Below are 17,873 nucleotides of genomic sequence, written 5' to 3'. Positions count from 1 at the left end.
ATGCCGGCGGCTGACCACGAGTCGCGCGGAAACGCAGAAGCCCCGCACTTCCAGAGGAAGGCGGGGCTTCAGGGCTTCGAGTTCAAGCGCTTGGGCTTCGATAGTTCGGCGCCTCGAACTTCAGACGCTTCAGCTTCGGCACTTCAACTTCGGGGCTTCGGGGCTTCGGGGCTTCGGGGCTTCGGGGTCAGACGCCGATGCGGACTCTTGCCGGGGCGGTGGAGCCGCGGACCACGAGCTCGGGTTCGTAGAGGAGTTCCTCGGCCGTCACCTGGGCGCCGTCGATCTGGTTGACGAGGAGGGTGACCGCCGCGCGGCCGATGGCCTCGATGGGCTGGCGGACCGTGGTGAGGGGCGGGTTGGTGCAGTTCATGAAGTTCGAGTCGTCGTAGCCGACGACCGAGACGTCCTCGGGCACCGACATGCCCATGCGGCGGACCGCCCGGATCGCTCCAAGCGCCAGCGGGTCGGAGGCGCAGATGATGCCGGTGACGCCCATGCGGATCAGCCGGTTGGTCACCGCCTGGCCGCCTTCGAGGGAGAACATCGCGTGTTCGACAGCGACGTCGGCCAGGCCGGCCTTCTCGGCCGCCGTGGTGATCGCGGCCAGCTTCCGGCGGGACGGTATGTGGTCCTCGGGGCCCAGCACTATCCCCAGCCGCTCGTGGCCGAGCGAGACCAGGTGGCCGAAGGCCTGTTCGACGGCGACCGCGTCGTCGGTGGAGACGCGGGGGAAGTCGAGGTTGTCGCTCGCCGCGTTCACCAGCACGACCGGCAGGCCGATCTCCAGCAGCCTCAGGTAGTGCTCGTGGGGGGCGTCGGCCTCGGCGTAGTGGCCGCCCGCGAAGACGACGCCGGAGACCTGCTGCTCCAGCAGCATCTCCACGTAGTCGGACTCGGACAGGCCGCCCGCGGTCCGCGTGCAGAGAACGGGGGTGAAGCCCCGCTGGGCCAGGGCGCCGCCGACGACCTCGGCCAGCGCGGGGAATATGGGGTTGCCCAGTTCGGGCAGGACCAGGCCGACCAGGCGGGCGCGCTCCCCCCGGAGCTGCGTCGGGCGCTCGTAGCCGAGGACGTCCAGGGCGGTCAGCACGGCCGCGCGAGTCGCGTCGGAGACGCCCGGCTTGCCGTTCAGCACCCGGCTGACGGTGGCCTCGCTGACTCCGACTTTCTTCGCCACTTCTGCAAGTCGACGTGTCACAGCGCAAACTATACGCCTGATCAACGCAACCTGCTTGCATTCCCCCGGTGCCATCTGGCTATGAGAGCGTTTTCCACCCATCGGGTCACGATCATGGAATGGCCTCTTGTTAACCAACGGTCCTGGTAGCACGCTCGGGACGATCGTTTGCGAGGAGATACGCGCGCTTACGTGTTCTCAGGAACCACCACGGGACACATGAACGTTACACACGTCACATCCCTGACAGTTCGCCGAAAGTTTGCGTACCGAACCCTAGGAGGGCCTTAAAAGGCCAGGTCAGCGGCGCTGCGGGAGAGCAAGACCGGGCACCTCAGGCGGTACGGGGGTCATGACCGTGTGGGTCAGGGCCTGTCAGATGACCCCAGACGAGACCTTTTGCGAAATCAAGTTGAAATATTGCGGACTTCTGTTGGCCATCCTATGGTGTGGACATCTCGGACCGCCGATCGCGACGGCGGAACCGGGCACCCCCTTGGCTCGTGTCATCCGCCGACCCCCCGGCGGCGGCGCGGGCCCGCACCTGACAGCAGAAGGGTCCGCCGATGCCTCCATCGGTAATCCGATCACGTCGCCTGTCCGCCGCCCTCGCGAGCGCCGCCCTGATCGCGGCGGGCGCGGTGGCCGTCCCCGGTCTCACCGGCACCGCCGCCGCGGCTGCCTCGGCCGACTCCCCGTGGGGCGTCCCGGGTCGCGGCGCGACCGTTCCGTTCACCGAGTTCGAGGCCGAGGACGTCGCCCACAACGGCACCGTCATCGGGCCCAACCGGATCTACACGACGCTCCCCTCCGAGGCCTCCGGCCGCCGGGCCGTCACGATCGACGCGCCGGGTGAGTACGTCGAGTTCACCCTGACCAAGCCCGCCAACGCGATGACGGTGCGCTACAGCATCCCCGACGCGAACGGCGGCCAGGGCCAGACCATCAACGCCGACGTCCGCGTCGGCGGCGCCAAGCTCAAGGACATCTCCCTGACCTCGGTGTACGGCTGGTTCTACGGCGGCTACCCGTTCAACAACAACCCGGGTGACACCAACCCCCACCACTTCTACGACGAGACCCAGACCCTGTTCGGCCAGACCTACCAGGCCGGCACGAAGATCCGGGTCCAGGCCCAGTCGAACGTCCCGATCACGGTCGACCTGGCCGACTTCGAGGTGGCCCCCGACCCGATCGGGCGCCCGTCGGGCTCCCTGTCCGTCGACGACTTCGGCGCCGCCCGCAACTCCGCGACCGACTCGACGGCCGCCTTCCAGGCCGCGGTCGACGCCGGCAAGGCCCAGGGCAAGGAGGTGTACGTCCCCGCGGGCACGTACACCCTCTGGGACCACGTCGTGGTCGACGGCGTCACGCTGCGCGGCGCGGGACCCTGGCACACCAAGCTGACCGGCCGCCACCCGACGCAGCGCAACCGCGCCGTCGGCATCTACGGCAAGTACGTCTCCGGCGGCGGCTACCAGGGCGGCATCCGCGCCCACGAGGCCGGCGGCCCCAGCCGCAACGTCGTGGTGCGGGACCTCGCGGTCGTCGGCGACATCCGCGAACGCGTGGACGACGACCAGGTGAACGCCTTCGGCGGCGCGATGACCGACTCGGTCATCGACAACGTCTGGATGGAGAACACCAAGGTCGGGGCCTGGATGGACGGCCCCATGAACAACTTCGTCATCCGCAACTCGCGGATCGTCGACCAGATCGCCGACGGCGTGAACTTCCACACCGGCGTGACGAACTCGACGGTGACCAACACCTTCGTCCGCAACACCGGCGACGACGGCCTGGCCATGTGGCCCGACCGGATGGCGAACGTCAACAACACCTTCAGCTTCAACACGGTGATCGCGCCGATCCTGGCCAACAACATCGTCACGTACGGCGGCCGGGACATAAAGATCACCGACAACGTGGTCTCCGACACCCTGTCCAACGGCGGCGGCATCCACATCGCCAACCGCTATCCGGGCGTCAACTCCGGCCAGGGCACGGCGGTCGCCGGCACCCACACGGTCGCCAGGAACACCCTGATCCGGACCGGCAACAACGACTACAACTGGCGCTTCGGCGTCGGCGCGATCTGGTTCTCCGGTCTCAACGAGCCGATCAACGCCACGATCAACGTGACCGACACCGACATCCTGGACAGCTCGTACGCCGCCATCCACTTCATCGAGGGCAGCACGGCGACGGTCAACTTCCGGAACGTCAACATCGTCGGCACCGGGACCTACGTCATGCAGGCCCAGTCGGCGGCCCAGACGACCTTCCAGAACGTGCGGGCCAGCTACATCGGCGCGGGCGTGGCCATCCACAACTGCGTGGGCGCCTCGTTCTCCCCGGTCGACCTGGGCGGCAACTCCGGCTGGAACGGCCCGAACAACTCGACGTGCACGGGCACCTGGCCGAACCCGAACTACATCTATCCGGGTGGCGGCGGCGGCAACCCCTCGCCTTCACCCTCCCCGCCGACCAGCCCGTCGCCGTCACCCTCACCCTCGCCGTCGCCGTCGCCGAGCCCCTCGGTGTGCAACCCCGGCACCGGTGACCTGGCGCGGAACAAGGCGGTCACGGCCACCAGCACGAACCAGAACTTCGTGCCGCAGAACGCGGTCGACGGCAACCAGGACACCTACTGGGAGAGCGCCAACAACGCCTTCCCGCAGTCGATCACCGTCGACCTGTGCGCCCCGGTGAACGTCCAGCGCGTGGACCTGAAGCTGCCGCCCCCGTCGGCCTGGAACACCCGCACCCAGACCATCGCCGTCGAGGGTTCCACCAACAACTCGTCGTGGACGACCCTCTCCGCCTCGGCGGGCCGCACCTTCAACCCGGCGACCGGGAACACGGTGTCGATCAACACCACCCCCGCGACGGTCCGCTACGTGCGCGTCGTCGTGACGGGCAACACCGGCTGGCCCGCCGCGCAGCTCTCGGCGGTCGAGGTGTACGGCACCCCCGGCTCCACCCCGTCCCCGTCCCCCTCCCCGTCGGCCAGCCCGAGCCCGACCCCCAGCCAGCCGGCCGGGAACCTGGCCCAGGGCCGCCCGGCCACCGCCAGCGGCGTCGCCCAGAACTACGGCCCCGGCAACGCGGTCGACGGCAACGCCAACTCCTACTGGGAGAGCGCCAACAACGCCTTCCCGCAGACGATCACCGTCGACCTCGGCCAGAACCGCACGGTCGGCCGCGTCGTCCTGAAGCTGCCCCCCGCGACGGCCTGGGCCACCCGCACCCAGACCCTGTCGGTCCTCGGCTCGCAGGACGGCTCGACCTGGTCGACGCTGTCGGCGAGCGCCGGACGGGTCTTCAACCCCTCCAGCGGCAACACGGTGACCATCACGTTCACCGCGAGCAGTCAGCGCTACCTGCGCCTGAACGTCACCGGCAACACCGGCTGGCCCGCGGCGCAGATCTCCGAGTTCGAGGCCTACGGCTCGTGACCCGGACCACGTGACCGGCGCCCGGGAGGAGGGAGGACGCCCCTCCCCCCGGGCGTCAACGTTCTACCAGGGCGCGCGGGCCCACCCGAGCGGGTTCTGGAAGTAGGAGAGGCCGACGATGCCGATCCTCCCACCGGCGCTGGTGGAGGCCACCTGGCCGTTCCCCAGGCTCACCGCCACGTGGCCGGCCGAGCTCGTGTTGTAGAAGACCAGCGTGCCGCGCGGCGCGGCCGTGTACGGCTGCTGCTTCGACCGGGCGTTCCAGTTGTCGATGGCCCGGGCGTAATGGGGACTGACGTACCCGAAGGACTCTTCGACGGCCTTCTCACACAGACCCTCCCGATCCGTGCGCCCCAGGTTGTTGTAGAACCACTGGATGGCCCGCTCGCCGGAGTCCTTGGACGCCCAGATCGGACCGCCGCCGTACATGACGAGGTTGCCGTCGGTCTGGAGCACGAGGCGGGTGCCACCCCGGCCCGCGGTGTTGGTGGAGAAGATCACGCCGGAGTCGGCGTAGATGACGAGGTTCCCGTCGGACTGCATCACGAGCCTGGCGTTGGTCCCGCGCGTGTTGCTCGACCAGATGGGCCCGGCCGGACCGTACACGACGAAGTTGCCGTCGCTCTGCATCCGTGCCTCGTAGGTCCGTCCCGGGGAGAACAGGGACTGGTTCTGGGCGCCGTAGAGGGTCTCGTTGGAGGCCCCGAACAGCGTGTCGCCGCCCGCGCCGGCCCGTGCGGGCGAGACCGCGACCGTCGCGAGCATGAGGGTGAGGCCGATGGCGGCCAATAAACGGCGTACGTGAATGTGCACTGGTGTTTCCTCCTGATCTGTGAGCCTTGAGAGAAGTGAAGGCTCTGTCCCGGAAGGTCGACAGTGCAGCCCTGCACGGTGGCTTCGCTTTCGTACGGATTTCTTATACGCGGCTGGCGTTTGCGGCTAATCTTGAGTCCGGGAAAAACCGATAAAAATGCAGATCATCTGATTCCGGCTGCTGACGGGGCGGACGCTGAACATGATCGCTGGAGATGCGGTTCTTGTCGTGTTCATGGGCAGGCAATGGCGGATCTCGCTCGGGCAGGTGCTGACACTGGGGCGCAGTCAACAATGCGATGTGCGTTTTCCCGACGACGAACACCTGTCCCGCCGGGCCGGTTCACTGGTCGTCCTCGACGACTGCGTCCTGATACGCAACGAGTCGCGGCAGAAGCCGCTCGTCGTCCGGCCCCCGGCCGGTGAGGACCGCGTCGTCGAGCCGGGAGCGGCCACGGCGTCCCTGCCGTTCCCGCTCTTCTCCCTCGTCTTCGCCGGCGCCGCCGGCGCGGCGGTGACGGTGAACGTCGACGCCCGCGCGGTGACGCCGGGCCCCGGTCAGCCCGGCGCCGAACCGCCCACCGCCTCGCCCGAGACCGTCACACCGCCGCTCGCGCTGACCCGGGCGCAGCGCCTCATGCTGGCCGCGCTCTGCGAGCCATTGCTGGTGCGGGCCGGGCCGGGGGCCGTCCCGGCGACGTACGCGCAGGTCGGCGCCCGGTTGGACCGGCAGCCGGGATATGTCCGCAACGTGCTGAAGGCGCTGCGCGAGAACCTCTCGGGGCATGGCGTCCCAGGTCTGACCTCGGACGACGACGGGGCCGCGCACGACGACTTCCGGTGGGCCCTCGCCCGGTGGGCGGTGCGCACCGGAACGGTCACGTCCGTGGATCTCGAAGATCTGCCGGAAGGCCGGGGGGAACGATGAGCGACGGCGAACCGGTCACCCAGGGCGGGCCCGACCTCCCGCCACCGGCGGCGAACGGCCTCTTCGCCGGCCCGGCCGACGCCCCCGACCGATATGAGCTCCTCGGCCCCGGCATGCACGGCGGCGAGGGGATCACCTGGAAGGCGCGCTATCGGGGCGAACTGGCCTCGCCGCTGCCGCTGGCCGTCAAGATGCTCCATCCGCCCCCCGACGCCGCTCCCGGATGGCCGTCGGAGCGCGACCGTCAGCGGTGGCGCGACCAGGCCGTGCTCCTGCGCCACCTTGACCTGGCACATGTCGTCAGGCTGGACGAGATCTTCGCCGGCGCTCCCCCGCACCTTCGCGGCGCCGCCCCGTCGGACGCCGGGACGGTGGTCTACCTGGTGATGGAGTGGGTGCCGGGCCCCACGCTGCACACACTGCTCGCCGGCCGCCGAGCCACCCCGGGAACGCTCCAGGAGCGCCTGGGATACGTGGCCCAGGCGGCCGAGGCGCTCGCGAGCCTGGCGTCCACGACGCGGTCAGGCGGCAACCCCAGCCTGCACCGGGACGTGAAACCCGGCAACTGCGTCGTGCACGCCGAGCGGGGGCTGGTGCTGATCGACATCACCACGCTGCGCCTGGTCGACGACGGCCACGACGACCTGGGGAGGCACACTCCCGCGTACACCTCACCGGAGGTGCTGGCCGCGCCGCACCTGCCGCGCTCACCCTCCGCCGACGTCTACTCGCTGGGCGCCCTCGCGTACTTCTGCCTCACCGGGCAGGACCCTCCCCCGGCCGACGCTCCGGGCGCCGCGGAACGCATCGCCGGGGAACTGCGCGCCGTCGCCGAGGACGCGGGCGCGCCGGACCCCGGCCGCCTGACCTCACACCTGCTGGCGACCCTGGACGGTCAACCCTCCCGCCGTCCCACCGACCTGCGGAACTGGGCGAGAGAACTGACGGCCACCCCGGAACGCCCCACCCGGCGGCTGCTCCGGCCCGCCTTGGTCACCGTCGCCACCGCGGCCCTCCTGTCGGTCCTGTACGGGAGCCAGAGCACCACGCGGACCGTACCTCCGGACGTGCCGCCGACAACCGGGAACGCCCTGCGGGCGACCGGGACGATCACCACCCCCGTCGACGGCGCGGACGTCAAGATGTGCGCCTATTTCTCCGGCACCGCGTCCCTGCCGCCCGGCACCACGCTGATCCTCGCGATGAAGAACCTGGAGAACGGCGATCCGAACAGATATGTGCAAGTCGTATTCAACTGGACCAAACCCGCCACACTTTCCCGCTGGCGAGGGGCGCAGTATTTCGGCGGCGTCCGCGACGGAATCGGACAGGATTACCGAGTCGACCTGCTGGCGGTGAATTTGGAGGACGCCCGGCGCGACCGCGAATCCGACACCGCGAACAGCGAGGCTCTGGTGAATTCCGGAGTGCTGCTGGCGAGCGTGCGGGTCCACCGAATTCCGGGCACGGTGCCGAACGACTGTGAAGGCCCCTGACAGTGCGGCCCTGCACTATCGCCTCGGAGGGTCGGCTCATTCAATGCGGGCATGAGACCCATTCCCTTCCGAAAGTGGGCCGCCGCCACCGGCAGCGCCCTGGCCGCCCTCACGTCACTCGTCCTGGTCGCACCGCCCGCGTCCGCGGCGAACGCGTGCGCCAACCCGATCCTGGCCTCCAACCTCAACGGCTGGGGCGCCCTGGACGGAGGCTGGGTCACCCGCGACCCCGTCGGTGACCTCGCCGGGGTCAGCTGGGCCTTCGACACCGGAGGACGCGAGTTCTACATGCCCCAGCTGTCGGTGACCGCCGGTCAGACCTGGACCTTCTCCGCCCACGACCGGGTGGTGTTCGGCTCGGGCACCGCCCGGATCATCGTCGAGTGGTACTCCGCCGGCGGCCAGTACCTCAGCGAACAGCACGGACCGGCCTCCGTCCTGCCCGCATCCACCGTCAACGGCGGCGTCTGGACGCCGGTGTCGGCGACCTTCACCGTCCCGGCCGGCGCGACGTCCGCGCACGTGCTGCAACTCGGCGACTTCGGATCGGCGACGGGCACCGGCTTCAAAGCGACCAAGTGCGACTACCGGCTCGGCGCCGCGCCGCCCAGCGATCAGGCGGCCGTCCGCAACGGATGGGGCACGCCCGTCGCCGCCCAGTCGGACGAGTACAACGGGACGGCCGTCGATCTCACCAAGTGGGGGCTCTTCGGCGCCGATCCCGGCCAGACGACAGGGTGCTCGCCCGGCTACAACGGCCACGGGCAGCGCTGCGCCTCGCAGACCACGGTGGGCGGCGGACACCTGTCGGTCTCCGGCACCGCGGGTGGCAGGACGGGCGGCCTGTACAGCCGGATGCCGGCCTTCAGGTACGGCCGGGTGGAGGTCCGCGAACGGGCGGTCCCCCTCGCCGACAACGGCGGACGCGCCTATCACGCCGTGCCGCTGCTGTGGCCCGAGAACGACGCCGACTACACCAACGCGGAGATCGACTTCGCCGAACGTGACGTGGCCTCGCCCGGCACCTACCTGTTCGTCCACCACGACGGCACCCAGAGCAGCTGCTCGGTCAGCGTGGACTCGACGCAGTTCCACAACTACGCGGTCGACTGGCAGCCCAATTCGGTGAAGTGGTACGTCGACGGCAACCTGATCTGCACGGTCAACGCGTCGATCGGCTCCTACAGCTCCACCAACGGCGGCGCCCAGATGGACATGTTCCCGGCCACGGGAACCCTGATGCGCCCGGCCCGTCAGGACGTCGACTGGATCCGCATGTACCCCAACGCCTACACCCAATATCGCTAGAGGGAGTCGGCCGGGACCGGGATCGCCGGGAAGGGGTTGTCCGGCAGGAGGATCACCCGCCGGGCCTCCCGCCCCTCGCGCGCCGCCGCCAGGTGCAGCAGCGCCGCCCCGATCCCCGCCGCCCCCACCATGTATCCCGTGTCGGCCGTGATCTCGTGGGGCCGCAGCCGCCGGTACGCCTGGTACCAGCGCATCCCCCGCCCGTCGTCGCGGGTCGCCCGTTCGATCAGGTCGGCGGCGAGCTCCCCCGCCACGTCGAGGTACTCGCGCGTCCCCGTCGCGGCCCACAGCCCGACGAAGAACTCGACGAGCCCGGCCGCGCCGCAGCACTGGCATGCCACGTTCCAGTAGCCCTCGCTGCGCCGCTCGGGGACCCCGCTGTTGATGACGCCGCGGGCCAGCCGCTCGACCCAGTCGAGGTCGCCGGGGTCGCCGGTGACCCGGTAGAGCTCGTGGAACAGCCGCGCCACCCCGGCCGAGCCGGAGCAGAAGCCCAGGTAGTTGAGCGCCCGCGCGTGCGGCACGTGGTGGGGCACCAGGGCGCACTTGTCGCTGACCGAGCTGACCATGCGGACGAAGTCGGCGGCCCGCCGGGCCGCCGCGAGGAACATGCCGTCACCCGTCACGCCGTACAGACGGGCCATGAGGAAGCCCGATCCGGCCGTGCCGGACAGGAAGCCGGGGGTCACCGCGTCGACGGGGAGGTCGCCCGACTCGCCGCCGAACTGGTGGCCGGGCACGACCTGGCCGGCGATGTGGCGGCCGGTCGCGACGGCGATCTCCTCCAGGTCGGGGCGGCCGAGCATGCCGGCGGTGTGGAGGAGGCCGAGGGCGATGCCGCCGTCGCCGCGCTGGGAGACGTCGCCGGTCCAGGTGTGGCCGCCGCCGGCCGGGCGGCGGGCCGCGATCACCCGCTCGACGACGCGTTCGGCGGCGACCTGGTGGGCGGCGTCGCCGGTGGCCCAGTAGGACTCGGTCAGCGCGAAGACCAGGCCCATGAGGCCGTGGTAGAAGGTCGGGTCGTTGATCGTCGGGGCCACGGCGACCAGGTGGTCGGCCCCGGCGGCGGCGTCGGCCAGATAGGCCTGGTCGCCGGTCGCGGCGGCCAGTTCCAGGTGGAACAGGACGATCCCGGCGGCGCCCGAGTAGAGCGTGGCGGAGTGGCCGGCGCTGGCCGACCGGCCGCCGGGGTCGGGGTTGGCGAGCCAGTGGCGGCCGAGGTCGTCGTCGACGGCGGCCTCGCGGATCCACCGGGCGGCGTGGATCGCCGCGGTGACCGGCGTGTCGGCTTCCGTCCGCCCCATGTCGCCTCCCGGTATTTCCTACAAGGATAGTAGTCTTATTTGGCGAGCCCGGCGAGCGGCGGCGGCAACTCCCGCTCGTGGATCAGGACCAGACGGCGGGTCGCCCTGGTCATCGCCACATAGAGGTCGCGGCCGGCCAGTTCCTCGGGCCACAGCACGATGACGCCGTCGAATTCGAGCCCTTTTGAGGTCGTCACGGTCATCAGCGCCACCGGCGAGTCCAGCGGATCGAGCGTAACGGCTTCCGGGACCAGGGAGGCGACTTCGGCGTACCGCCCGGCCGGGGTGATGATCGCCAGGCGGCCCTCGCCGTCGGCGAGGAGGTCCTTCGCGGCGGCGTCGATCTCCGCCCTGAGCACGTCGTTCGGCCCGGCCGGTCCGATCGGGACCACCCGGGGCGGCTCCTCGGCGGGCCGTACCGAAATCGGGGGTTCCTGGTCGGGGTCGATCTCCCTCAGGACCTCGGCGGCGGCGTCCATGACGTCCTGGGGAGTGCGGTAGTTGACGGTCAGGCGCTCCTCGCGCCAGGTGACGTACTGGTCGAGCATCTCGCCCCAGCTCGTCGCGCCCGCCGGGGAGCCGGTCTGGCCGACGTCGCCGACGATCGTCATCGAGCGGGTCGGGATGCGGCGCATGATCATCCGCCAGGCCATCGCGGAGAGCTCCTGGGCCTCGTCGACGATGACGTGGCCGTAGACCCACCTGCGGTCGCGCTCGGCCCGCTGGGCGGTGGTGACCTCCTCGCCGGGGGCGGCGTTCAGGTCGGCCAGCAGCGCCGCCTCGACCTCCTCGACGCCGGTCACGGTGAGCACCTCGCGGGCGAACAGCTCCTGCTCCCGTCTGTCGTCGTCGGGACGCCGGGCGGCGGGCTCCTCGCCGAGCAGCTCGGCGGCCTCGTCGAGCAGCGGCACGTCACCCGTCGTCCACGGGTCGCCGGGGCCCTTGCCGAGCATCTCCCGCACGAGCTCCTGCGGGGTGGTCACCGGCCACAGGGCGTCGATCGCGGCCCTGACCGGCGGTTCGTGCCAGAGAACCTTCCTGATGTACGCCAGCTCGTCGTCGTCGGCGGGCCGGTCGAGCTTGGCCGTCTCGTCGACGGCGAGGGCGCGCAGCAGGTCGAGCGCCATCAGCTTGCGGGCCACGTTGTGGGGGCGGCCGGAGTTCCTGGCCCGGTTCCGGGCCGCGACGCAGAGGTGGTGCGGGACGGCCAGGTCCATGCCGTCGACGTGGATCTCCAGGTCGCCCTGGGGCACCCGCTGCCGGTCGGCCACCGCCTTGGCGATCGCGTCGACCATGCCGAGGTCCCCCTTGATGACGGCCTCGAACGGCTCGTCGTCGGCCGTGGCGCGGACCCCGGGGAACAGGTCGCCGACACCGGCCAGGACCACGTCGGTCTCGCCGAGCGAGGGCAGGACCTGGCTGATGTAGCGCAGGAAGGTGGTGTTGGGGCCGACCACCAGGACGCCGCGGCGCTCCAGGGTCTCGCGGTAGGCGTACAGGAGGTAGGCGGCGCGGTGGAGGGCCGCGACGGTCTTGCCGGTGCCGGGGCCGCCCTGGACGACGAGGGCGCCGTGGAGGCCGGAGCGGATCACCCGGTCCTGTTCGGTCTGGATGGTGGCCACGACGTCGCCCATGCGGCCGGTGCGCCGGCGGCCGAGGGCGGCCAGCAGCGCGGCCTCGCCGACGAACCCGCCGTCGAGGTTGTCGCGGTCGAGGTCGAACACCTCGTCGTCGACGCCGACGACCGTGCGGCCCTTGGTCCGCAGGTGGCGGCGGCGGACCAGCGTGCCGGGGTAGGTGGGGGTGGCGGCGTAGAAGGGCCGGGCGGCGGGGGCCCGCCAGTCGACCAGGATCGTCTCGTGCTCCTCGTTGCGCAGCCCGACCCGGCCGATGTAGAGCGTCTCCTCCAGGACGTCGTCGATGCGGCCGAAGCACAGGCCCCGCTCGACCCCGTTGAGCTGGGCCAGCCTCCTGGCGTGCTCCTTGGCGGACACCTCACGTTCCACGCGGGCCTGGTGGGTGCCGCCGGAGACGCCCTTGGCGTACTCGGCCTTCAGCGCCTCGGCCGTGTGCCGCCGGACGGTGTCGAGCCGGGCGTAGAGCAGGGTGATCCGGCTCTGCTCCAATTCGAGGACTTGACGATTGGCCACGCGAGTGCTATCCTCTCCAACGGAGCTATGTGATTTGCGCAGTATTGGGGTCGCGACTCACCAGGATAGCTCCTTTTTCTTTGCGCGCATCCGGCGTCGCCGGACCGGTGATTTCGCCGATGCGCCACCCCCGGGTCAGTCCAGACGATGACGCAGTCAGCTTTTCCGACATGGCCGTCGTGCGGAGCCGGAAACGCGCCCGCAACACAGCGGCTCGTCCGAGAACCGGGAGAACCCCCTTGCGACCCCACTTCTCGTCCCGCCTGTCCCGCCTCGCCACGCTCGCCCTCGCCTTCACCATGGCGACCGGGACCGCCGTCACCCTCGCCCCCTCGGCCCACGCCGCCGGGTTCGAACGCGGCCCGAACCCCACCAGCGCGATCCTGGAAGCCTCCCGCGGCCCCTTCTCCGTCGCCACGACGAGCGTCTCCTCCCTCGTCTCCGGCTTCGGCGGCGGCACCATCTACTACCCGACCGACACCAGCCAGGGCACCTTCGGCGCGATCGCCATCTCCCCCGGCTACACCGCCCGCTGGTCCAGCCTGGAGTGGTTAGGCCCGCGCATCGCCTCCCACGGCTTCGTGGTCATCGGCATCGAGACCAACTCGACCCTCGACCAGCCCGCCAGCCGGGGCAACCAGCTCCTGGCCGCCCTCGACTACCTGGTCAACAGCAGCTCGACCACGGTACGCAGCCGCATCGACCGCAACCGCCTCGCGGTGGCCGGCCACTCGATGGGCGGCGGCGGCACCCTCCACGCCGCCGAGGACCGGCCCTCGCTCAAGGCCGCCGTGCCGATCGCTCCGTGGAACACCGACAAGACCTGGGGCTCGGTCCGCGTCCCGACCCTGATCGTGGCCGGCGAGAGCGACAGCGTCGCCTCCCCGACCACGCACGCCAGCCCGTTCTACAACAGCATCACCCAGACGGAGAAGGCCTACCTGGAGCTGAACAGCGCCAGCCACTTCTTCCCGCAGACCACCAACACCCCCTTCGCCAAGCAGTTCGTGGCCTGGCTGAAGCGCTTCGTCGACGAGGACACCCGCTACTCGCAGTTCATCTGCCCCGGCCCGAGCGGCCTGTCGATCGAGGAGTACCGCAGCACGTGCCCGGTCTGACCCCGACGGAAAGGCCCCGCGACCCCGGTCGCGGGGCTTTTCTCTTCGCGCCAGAACTCCGGATCCGGCTGCGGCGGGGACGCCCGGCCGGTATCCGTGGGGCGTGAGAATCCTCGGCCTCGGTCTCGCCGCGCTCGTCCTGACCGCCTGCGGCTCCGCCCCCACTCCCGCCCACACCGACCTCGACGCCGCGGAGGTCGTCAGGGAGCTCTCCGCGCACGGCGTGGAGGCGAATGTCGGCACGGTCTACCAGGAATCCGAGGGGGTCAGCGGGGCGTCGTTTCAGGCCGACGCGATCGCGATCAACGGACCGGGCGGCGGGCCGAACGACCTGACCACCGGCGGGCTGGTCCAGGTGTTCCCCGACGAGGCCGCGGCGGCCAGGGGCGACGTGCCCTCCGACGTGCCGGTGCACACCTATCGCGTGGGCAACGCCGTGATCCACGTCTACAAGGGGCTCCCGGAGAAGGACGCCCTGCGCTACCGGGCCGCGCTCGAAGAGGTCGTGGGCGGGGCCTAGGTGGGGAAGGCCTCGTCGACCGACTCGTACACGTTCATGCGGGCGCGGAGGCCCAGCAGGTCGAACAGGCGGGCCACCCGGGGGGCCAGCGCGCAGTAGGCGGCCTGGCCCCGGCGGTGGGCGTCGATCAGGACCTGGAGGCCGGCGCTGTCGATGAAGGTCAGCCCGGAGAGGTCGAAGACCACCCGCCGCCCGGAACGCTCCCGGACGTAGTCGCGGAACGCCGGTTCGGCCAGGGCGTCGATCTCGCCCTCGACCACGACGACCACGTCGGCCCCCCGCCGGTGGGCGGTCACCTGGAAGGTACGGCCCGCCAGACCGGGCTCACCGTCGTCTTCCGCCGTCAATTCGCGCTCTCTCTCCAGAACGGCCCGCGCGGCCTCGCGGAGGTCGGCCACGCCGTGCCACTCCGCCAGATGGGCGAGGTGATACGCGTCGGCGTAGCGGCGTTCGGCCGGGTGAGCGGCGCGCTGCCGCTGGTCCTGGCGTACGCGCTCGGCGGCACGACGATGATCCTCCACAATCCCCACTCTTTCACTCATCCTCGGTACCCGCCACATCGGGCATCGCCGATGGTGGTGCTGGCCTCACCTTTTTCGCGGGTACCTCGTGGATGGTGACCACCGGCGCCGGGTCTCTACCGTGGTGCCCATGGCCCTCACCCAGACGCTCACCCCCTGGGACCGCATGCGATCCCACTGGGCCGCCCCCACCTGGCTGCGCACCGCACACGTGGTGACCGGGGCGCCCATCGCGCTGCTGGCGCTGACCGTCATCGGCTCCCTCGCCGCCCTGTCGATCGTCTTCATCTGGACGATCGCGGTGCCGCTCGTCGCGCTGACGCTGCTGTTCTGGCTGCTGCCCCGGCTGAGCGCGCTGCAGCGGGGGCGCTTCGCGGCGTTCCTGTCCGTCGAGATCGCGGCGGTCCGGCGCGGGCGCGGCTCCCGCAACCCCTTCAAGTTCCTGTACGCCGAGATCCGCGACCCCGGCACCTGGCGGCAGCTGGCCTACCACCTGCTCGCCCCGGTGATCACGGTGATCGGCCTGTTCGCCGTGGTGGTGGCCTGGTCGGGCACGCTGGCCTCGGCGCTCCTGGCGCTGACGAGGTGGACCGAGGGCGGCTCTGACGGCGAGGGCGCGCTGTGGGCGCTGCTGGCGGTGGCGCTCGCGGTGGCCGGCCCGTGGGCGGCCCGGCTGATCTCCTCGGTCGACGAGGTGGCCGCCGTGTCGCTGCTGGGGCCGAGCGCCCGTGACGTGCTGACCGAGAGGGTGGAGAGCCTGCGCGAGAGCCGCGCCGACGTGATCGACGCGGCCGACGCCGAGCGGCGGCGGATGGAGCGCGACCTCCACGACGGCGCCCAGCGCCGCCTGGTGTGGCTCGCGATGAACCTCGGGATGGCCCGCACCACCCTGAAAGACCTGCCCGAACCGGCCGCGCTGGCCATCGCGCAGGCCCACGACGAGGCCAAACTCGCTTTGAAGGAGCTGCGCGACCTGGTGCGCGGGCTCCACCCGGCGGTCCTCGACGAACAGGGCCTCGACGCGGCGCTGTCCGGGGTCGCGGCGCGGTCGCCGGTGCCGGTGCGGCTGACGGTCGACGTCGTCCGCCGGCCCTCCCCGACGATCGAGGCGGTGGCGTTCTTCGTGGTGTCCGAGGCGCTGACCAACGTCGCCAAGCACGCCCAGGCCCACGAGGCGTTCGTGACCGTGCGCCAGAGCGGCGACCGGCTGGTCGTCGAGGTGCTCGACGACGGGTCCGGCGGCGCCGACCCGGCCGAGGGGTCGGGGCTGCGCGGCCTGATCCAGCGCGCCGGCTCGGTCGACGGGACGCTGACCATCCTCAGCCCCGAGGGCGGCCCCACGACGATCCGGGCGGACCTGCCGTGCGGGTAGTGCTCGCCGAAGACTCCGTGCTGCTCCGCGAGGGCCTGGTCTGGGTGCTCCGGTCGGCCGACATGGAGGTCGTGGCCGCCGTCGAAGACGCCGAGGGCCTGCTCCGCGCGGCCGAGGAACACCGGCCCGACCTGGTCGTGACCGACGTGCGGATGCCGCCCTCCCACACCGACGAGGGCCTGCGCGCCGCGCTGGTGCTGCGGCGGCAGTGGCCCGGCATGTCGATCGTGGTGCTCTCGCAGTACGTCGAGGAGCGCTACGCCACCACCCTGCTCTCCACCGCCACCAGCGGGGTCGGTTACCTGCTCAAAGACCGCGTGGCGGACGTGCCGGAGTTCCTCGACGCGCTGCGCCGGGTGGCCATGGGCGGCACCGCCCTCGACCCCGAGGTCGTCGCCCAGCTCCTGGTCCGCCACAGCGACCCGCTCGACCGCCTGACCCGACGTGAGAAGGAGGTGCTGGCCTTGATCGCCGAGGGCCGCTCCAACACCGGCATCGCCGAGGCCCTGACGGTCTCGGAGAGCGCCGTGGGCAAGCACATCAACAACATCTTCGCCAAGCTCGACCTGACCGGCGACGACAAGGACCACCGCCGGGTGCTCGCCGTGCTGCGCTTCCTGAGGGTCTCGTGAAGACGTCCGCGCGCCTGCGCTGGCGCGTCACGGGCGGCCTGTTCACCGCCGCGGTCCTGGTGTTCGGCGCGGCCGGTTTCGCCTCGGCCGTGCTCGACGAGCCGGCCCCCGCGGTGGCCCTGGTCGCCAGCCGGACGACCGAGACGACCCACGACGAATACGCGTTCTTCGAGCCGACGCTGTCGGTGGTGAACCACAGTGGCCTGGGGGCCGCGGTCGAGGTGAAGGAGGGCGCGGCCGGCCGGCTGCTGATCGACCGGGAGATCTCCTGGACCCTCGACCGGCCCAACCGGCACGAGTCGTGGGACGGCCGGACCCTCCTCATCGACGCCGAGCCGTGCCCCGGCTGCTCGGCCCGCTACACGATCACCGTGCCCGAGGGGACCGAGGTCATCCGCCGGTAAAACCGGGTGAAACCACTCTCCGGGTCGGCTACCGTCACCGGGTGATTCCGCTAGTGGAACGAGAGATCCGCTCCTCGTTCGTGAACTGTTCCAAAGGCGAGGCCTCCCGGCTGAACGTCCCGCGCGACCTGCGCGAGACCGGCTGGGAGGCGCTCGACTTCCTGGGCTGGCGCGACCCGCAGTCGCCCGACCGGGGCTATCTGGTCGCCGAGCACCACGGGAAGCTGACGGGCATCGTCATGCGCTTCCCGCAGGGCGTCAAGCGCAGCGTCGTCAAGACCACGGTCTGCTCGGTCTGCGTCACCTCCCACGGCGGCACCGGCGTGGCGCTCTTCGTGGCGCCCCGCGTCGGCGCGGCCGGGCGGCAGGGCAACACGGTCGGCGCCTACCTGTGCTCCGACCTGGCCTGCTCCCTGTACGTGCGGGGGCTGAAGCCGACCGACCGGCTGTCCGGTTCGGAGACGCTGAGCCAGGAGGACAAGATCGCCCGGCTGACCCTCAACCTCGACGACTTCGTCGCGAAGGTGCTCGCCTAGGGAGGCCGCGATGACCAGGCGGACGGCCCGCTTCCAACCCCGGCCCCGGCAGGCGTGAGACGCCTCCCGGGGCCTTCTTCGTGCCACTAATTCTTAGGAAAGTTTCCTAACCATCTTGACCCGGCATGTCAGA

Annotated in this window: 15 protein-coding genes; 10 read left to right on the top strand and 5 right to left on the bottom strand. The window is 71.0% G+C overall.

The window, feature by feature from the left end:
- Positions 1 to 187: 187 nt before the first annotated feature.
- Positions 188 to 1,180, bottom strand: a complete 993-nt coding sequence (locus AW270_RS26875) for a LacI family DNA-binding transcriptional regulator (protein WP_245674867.1) — start codon at positions 1,178 to 1,180, stop codon at positions 188 to 190.
- Between the two features lie 566 nt (positions 1,181 to 1,746).
- On the opposite strand from AW270_RS26875, the gene AW270_RS26870 reads away from it, so the two are divergent.
- A complete protein-coding gene (locus AW270_RS26870) occupies positions 1,747 to 4,638 on the top strand; it encodes a discoidin domain-containing protein (protein WP_061298863.1) in 2,892 nt (963 codons plus the stop codon).
- 63 nt (positions 4,639 to 4,701) lie between these two features.
- On the opposite strand, the gene AW270_RS26865 is transcribed toward AW270_RS26870, so the two are convergent.
- Positions 4,702 to 5,403, bottom strand: a complete 702-nt coding sequence (locus tag AW270_RS26865) for an NlpC/P60 family protein (protein WP_157522705.1) — start codon at positions 5,401 to 5,403, stop codon at positions 4,702 to 4,704.
- Between the two features lie 349 nt (positions 5,404 to 5,752).
- Here AW270_RS26865 and AW270_RS26860 point away from each other — a divergent pair, with 349 nt between their 5' ends.
- From AW270_RS26860 to AW270_RS26850, 3 genes are read left to right on the top strand one after another with little or no spacing between them, the layout of a single operon-like run.
- Complete coding sequence (locus AW270_RS26860) at positions 5,753 to 6,379, top strand: hypothetical protein (protein ID WP_061298859.1); 627 nt, start codon at positions 5,753 to 5,755, stop codon at positions 6,377 to 6,379.
- Positions 6,376 to 7,875 (top strand): protein kinase domain-containing protein, encoded by a 1,500-nt coding sequence (locus AW270_RS26855; RefSeq protein ID WP_061298857.1) that lies wholly within the window; start codon positions 6,376 to 6,378, stop codon positions 7,873 to 7,875. Before AW270_RS26860 ends, AW270_RS26855 begins: the two co-directional genes overlap by 4 nt.
- Positions 7,876 to 7,926: 51 nt before the next feature.
- Positions 7,927 to 9,183 carry a glycoside hydrolase family 16 protein gene (locus tag AW270_RS26850; protein WP_061298855.1) on the top strand — a complete coding sequence of 419 codons (1,257 nt, stop codon included), beginning with the start codon at positions 7,927 to 7,929 and terminating at the stop codon, positions 9,181 to 9,183.
- Here AW270_RS26850 and AW270_RS26845 read toward each other — a convergent pair.
- Both AW270_RS26845 and AW270_RS26840 read right to left on the bottom strand, forming a co-directional pair.
- On the bottom strand, positions 9,180 to 10,487 hold the full coding sequence (locus tag AW270_RS26845; protein ID WP_061298853.1) for a lanthionine synthetase LanC family protein: 1,308 nt from the start codon (positions 10,485 to 10,487) through the stop codon (positions 9,180 to 9,182). The two genes, AW270_RS26850 and AW270_RS26845, sit on opposite strands and share 4 nt — an antisense overlap.
- Before the next feature lie 35 nt (positions 10,488 to 10,522).
- Positions 10,523 to 12,637 (bottom strand): HelD family protein, encoded by a 2,115-nt coding sequence (locus tag AW270_RS26840; protein WP_061298851.1) that lies wholly within the window; start codon positions 12,635 to 12,637, stop codon positions 10,523 to 10,525.
- Positions 12,638 to 12,936: 299 nt separating this feature from the next.
- Here AW270_RS26840 and AW270_RS26835 point away from each other — a divergent pair, with 299 nt between their 5' ends.
- The gene (locus AW270_RS26835; RefSeq protein ID WP_174549899.1) at positions 12,937 to 13,755 is read left to right on the top strand and encodes an alpha/beta hydrolase family protein; all 819 of its coding nucleotides are present in this window, start codon (positions 12,937 to 12,939) and stop codon (positions 13,753 to 13,755) included.
- 103 nt (positions 13,756 to 13,858) lie between these two features.
- Entirely contained in the window at positions 13,859 to 14,275 is a 417-nt protein-coding gene (locus tag AW270_RS26830; protein WP_061298847.1) for a hypothetical protein, read from the top strand.
- Here AW270_RS26830 and AW270_RS38060 read toward each other — a convergent pair.
- Entirely contained in the window at positions 14,272 to 14,796 is a 525-nt protein-coding gene (locus AW270_RS38060; RefSeq protein WP_061298845.1) for an STAS domain-containing protein, read from the bottom strand. The two genes, AW270_RS26830 and AW270_RS38060, sit on opposite strands and share 4 nt — an antisense overlap.
- 130 nt (positions 14,797 to 14,926) lie before the next feature.
- Between AW270_RS38060 and AW270_RS26820 the strand changes: the two genes are divergently transcribed.
- Genes AW270_RS26820 through AW270_RS26805 form a run of 4 tightly spaced genes read left to right on the top strand, consistent with a single transcriptional unit; the run spans position 14,927 to position 17,740 of the window.
- Entirely contained in the window at positions 14,927 to 16,168 is a 1,242-nt protein-coding gene (locus AW270_RS26820) for a sensor histidine kinase (protein ID WP_061298998.1), read from the top strand.
- Entirely contained in the window at positions 16,159 to 16,800 is a 642-nt protein-coding gene (locus AW270_RS26815; protein WP_061298843.1) for a response regulator, read from the top strand. Before AW270_RS26820 ends, AW270_RS26815 begins: the two co-directional genes overlap by 10 nt.
- The gene (locus tag AW270_RS26810) at positions 16,797 to 17,204 is read left to right on the top strand and encodes a hypothetical protein (RefSeq protein ID WP_061298841.1); all 408 of its coding nucleotides are present in this window, start codon (positions 16,797 to 16,799) and stop codon (positions 17,202 to 17,204) included. Before AW270_RS26815 ends, AW270_RS26810 begins: the two co-directional genes overlap by 4 nt.
- 41 nt (positions 17,205 to 17,245) lie before the next feature.
- Positions 17,246 to 17,740, top strand: a complete 495-nt coding sequence (locus AW270_RS26805; RefSeq protein ID WP_061298839.1) for an FBP domain-containing protein — start codon at positions 17,246 to 17,248, stop codon at positions 17,738 to 17,740.
- Positions 17,741 to 17,873: the final 133 nt, after the last annotated feature.

Origin of the sequence: Herbidospora cretacea (assembly GCF_001570605.1) — a bacterium.
Lineage (GTDB): Bacteria > Actinomycetota > Actinomycetes > Streptosporangiales > Streptosporangiaceae > Herbidospora > Herbidospora cretacea.
Note: the sequence above shows the minus strand (reverse complement) of the source record. Positions and strands in the feature narration are given on the sequence as shown.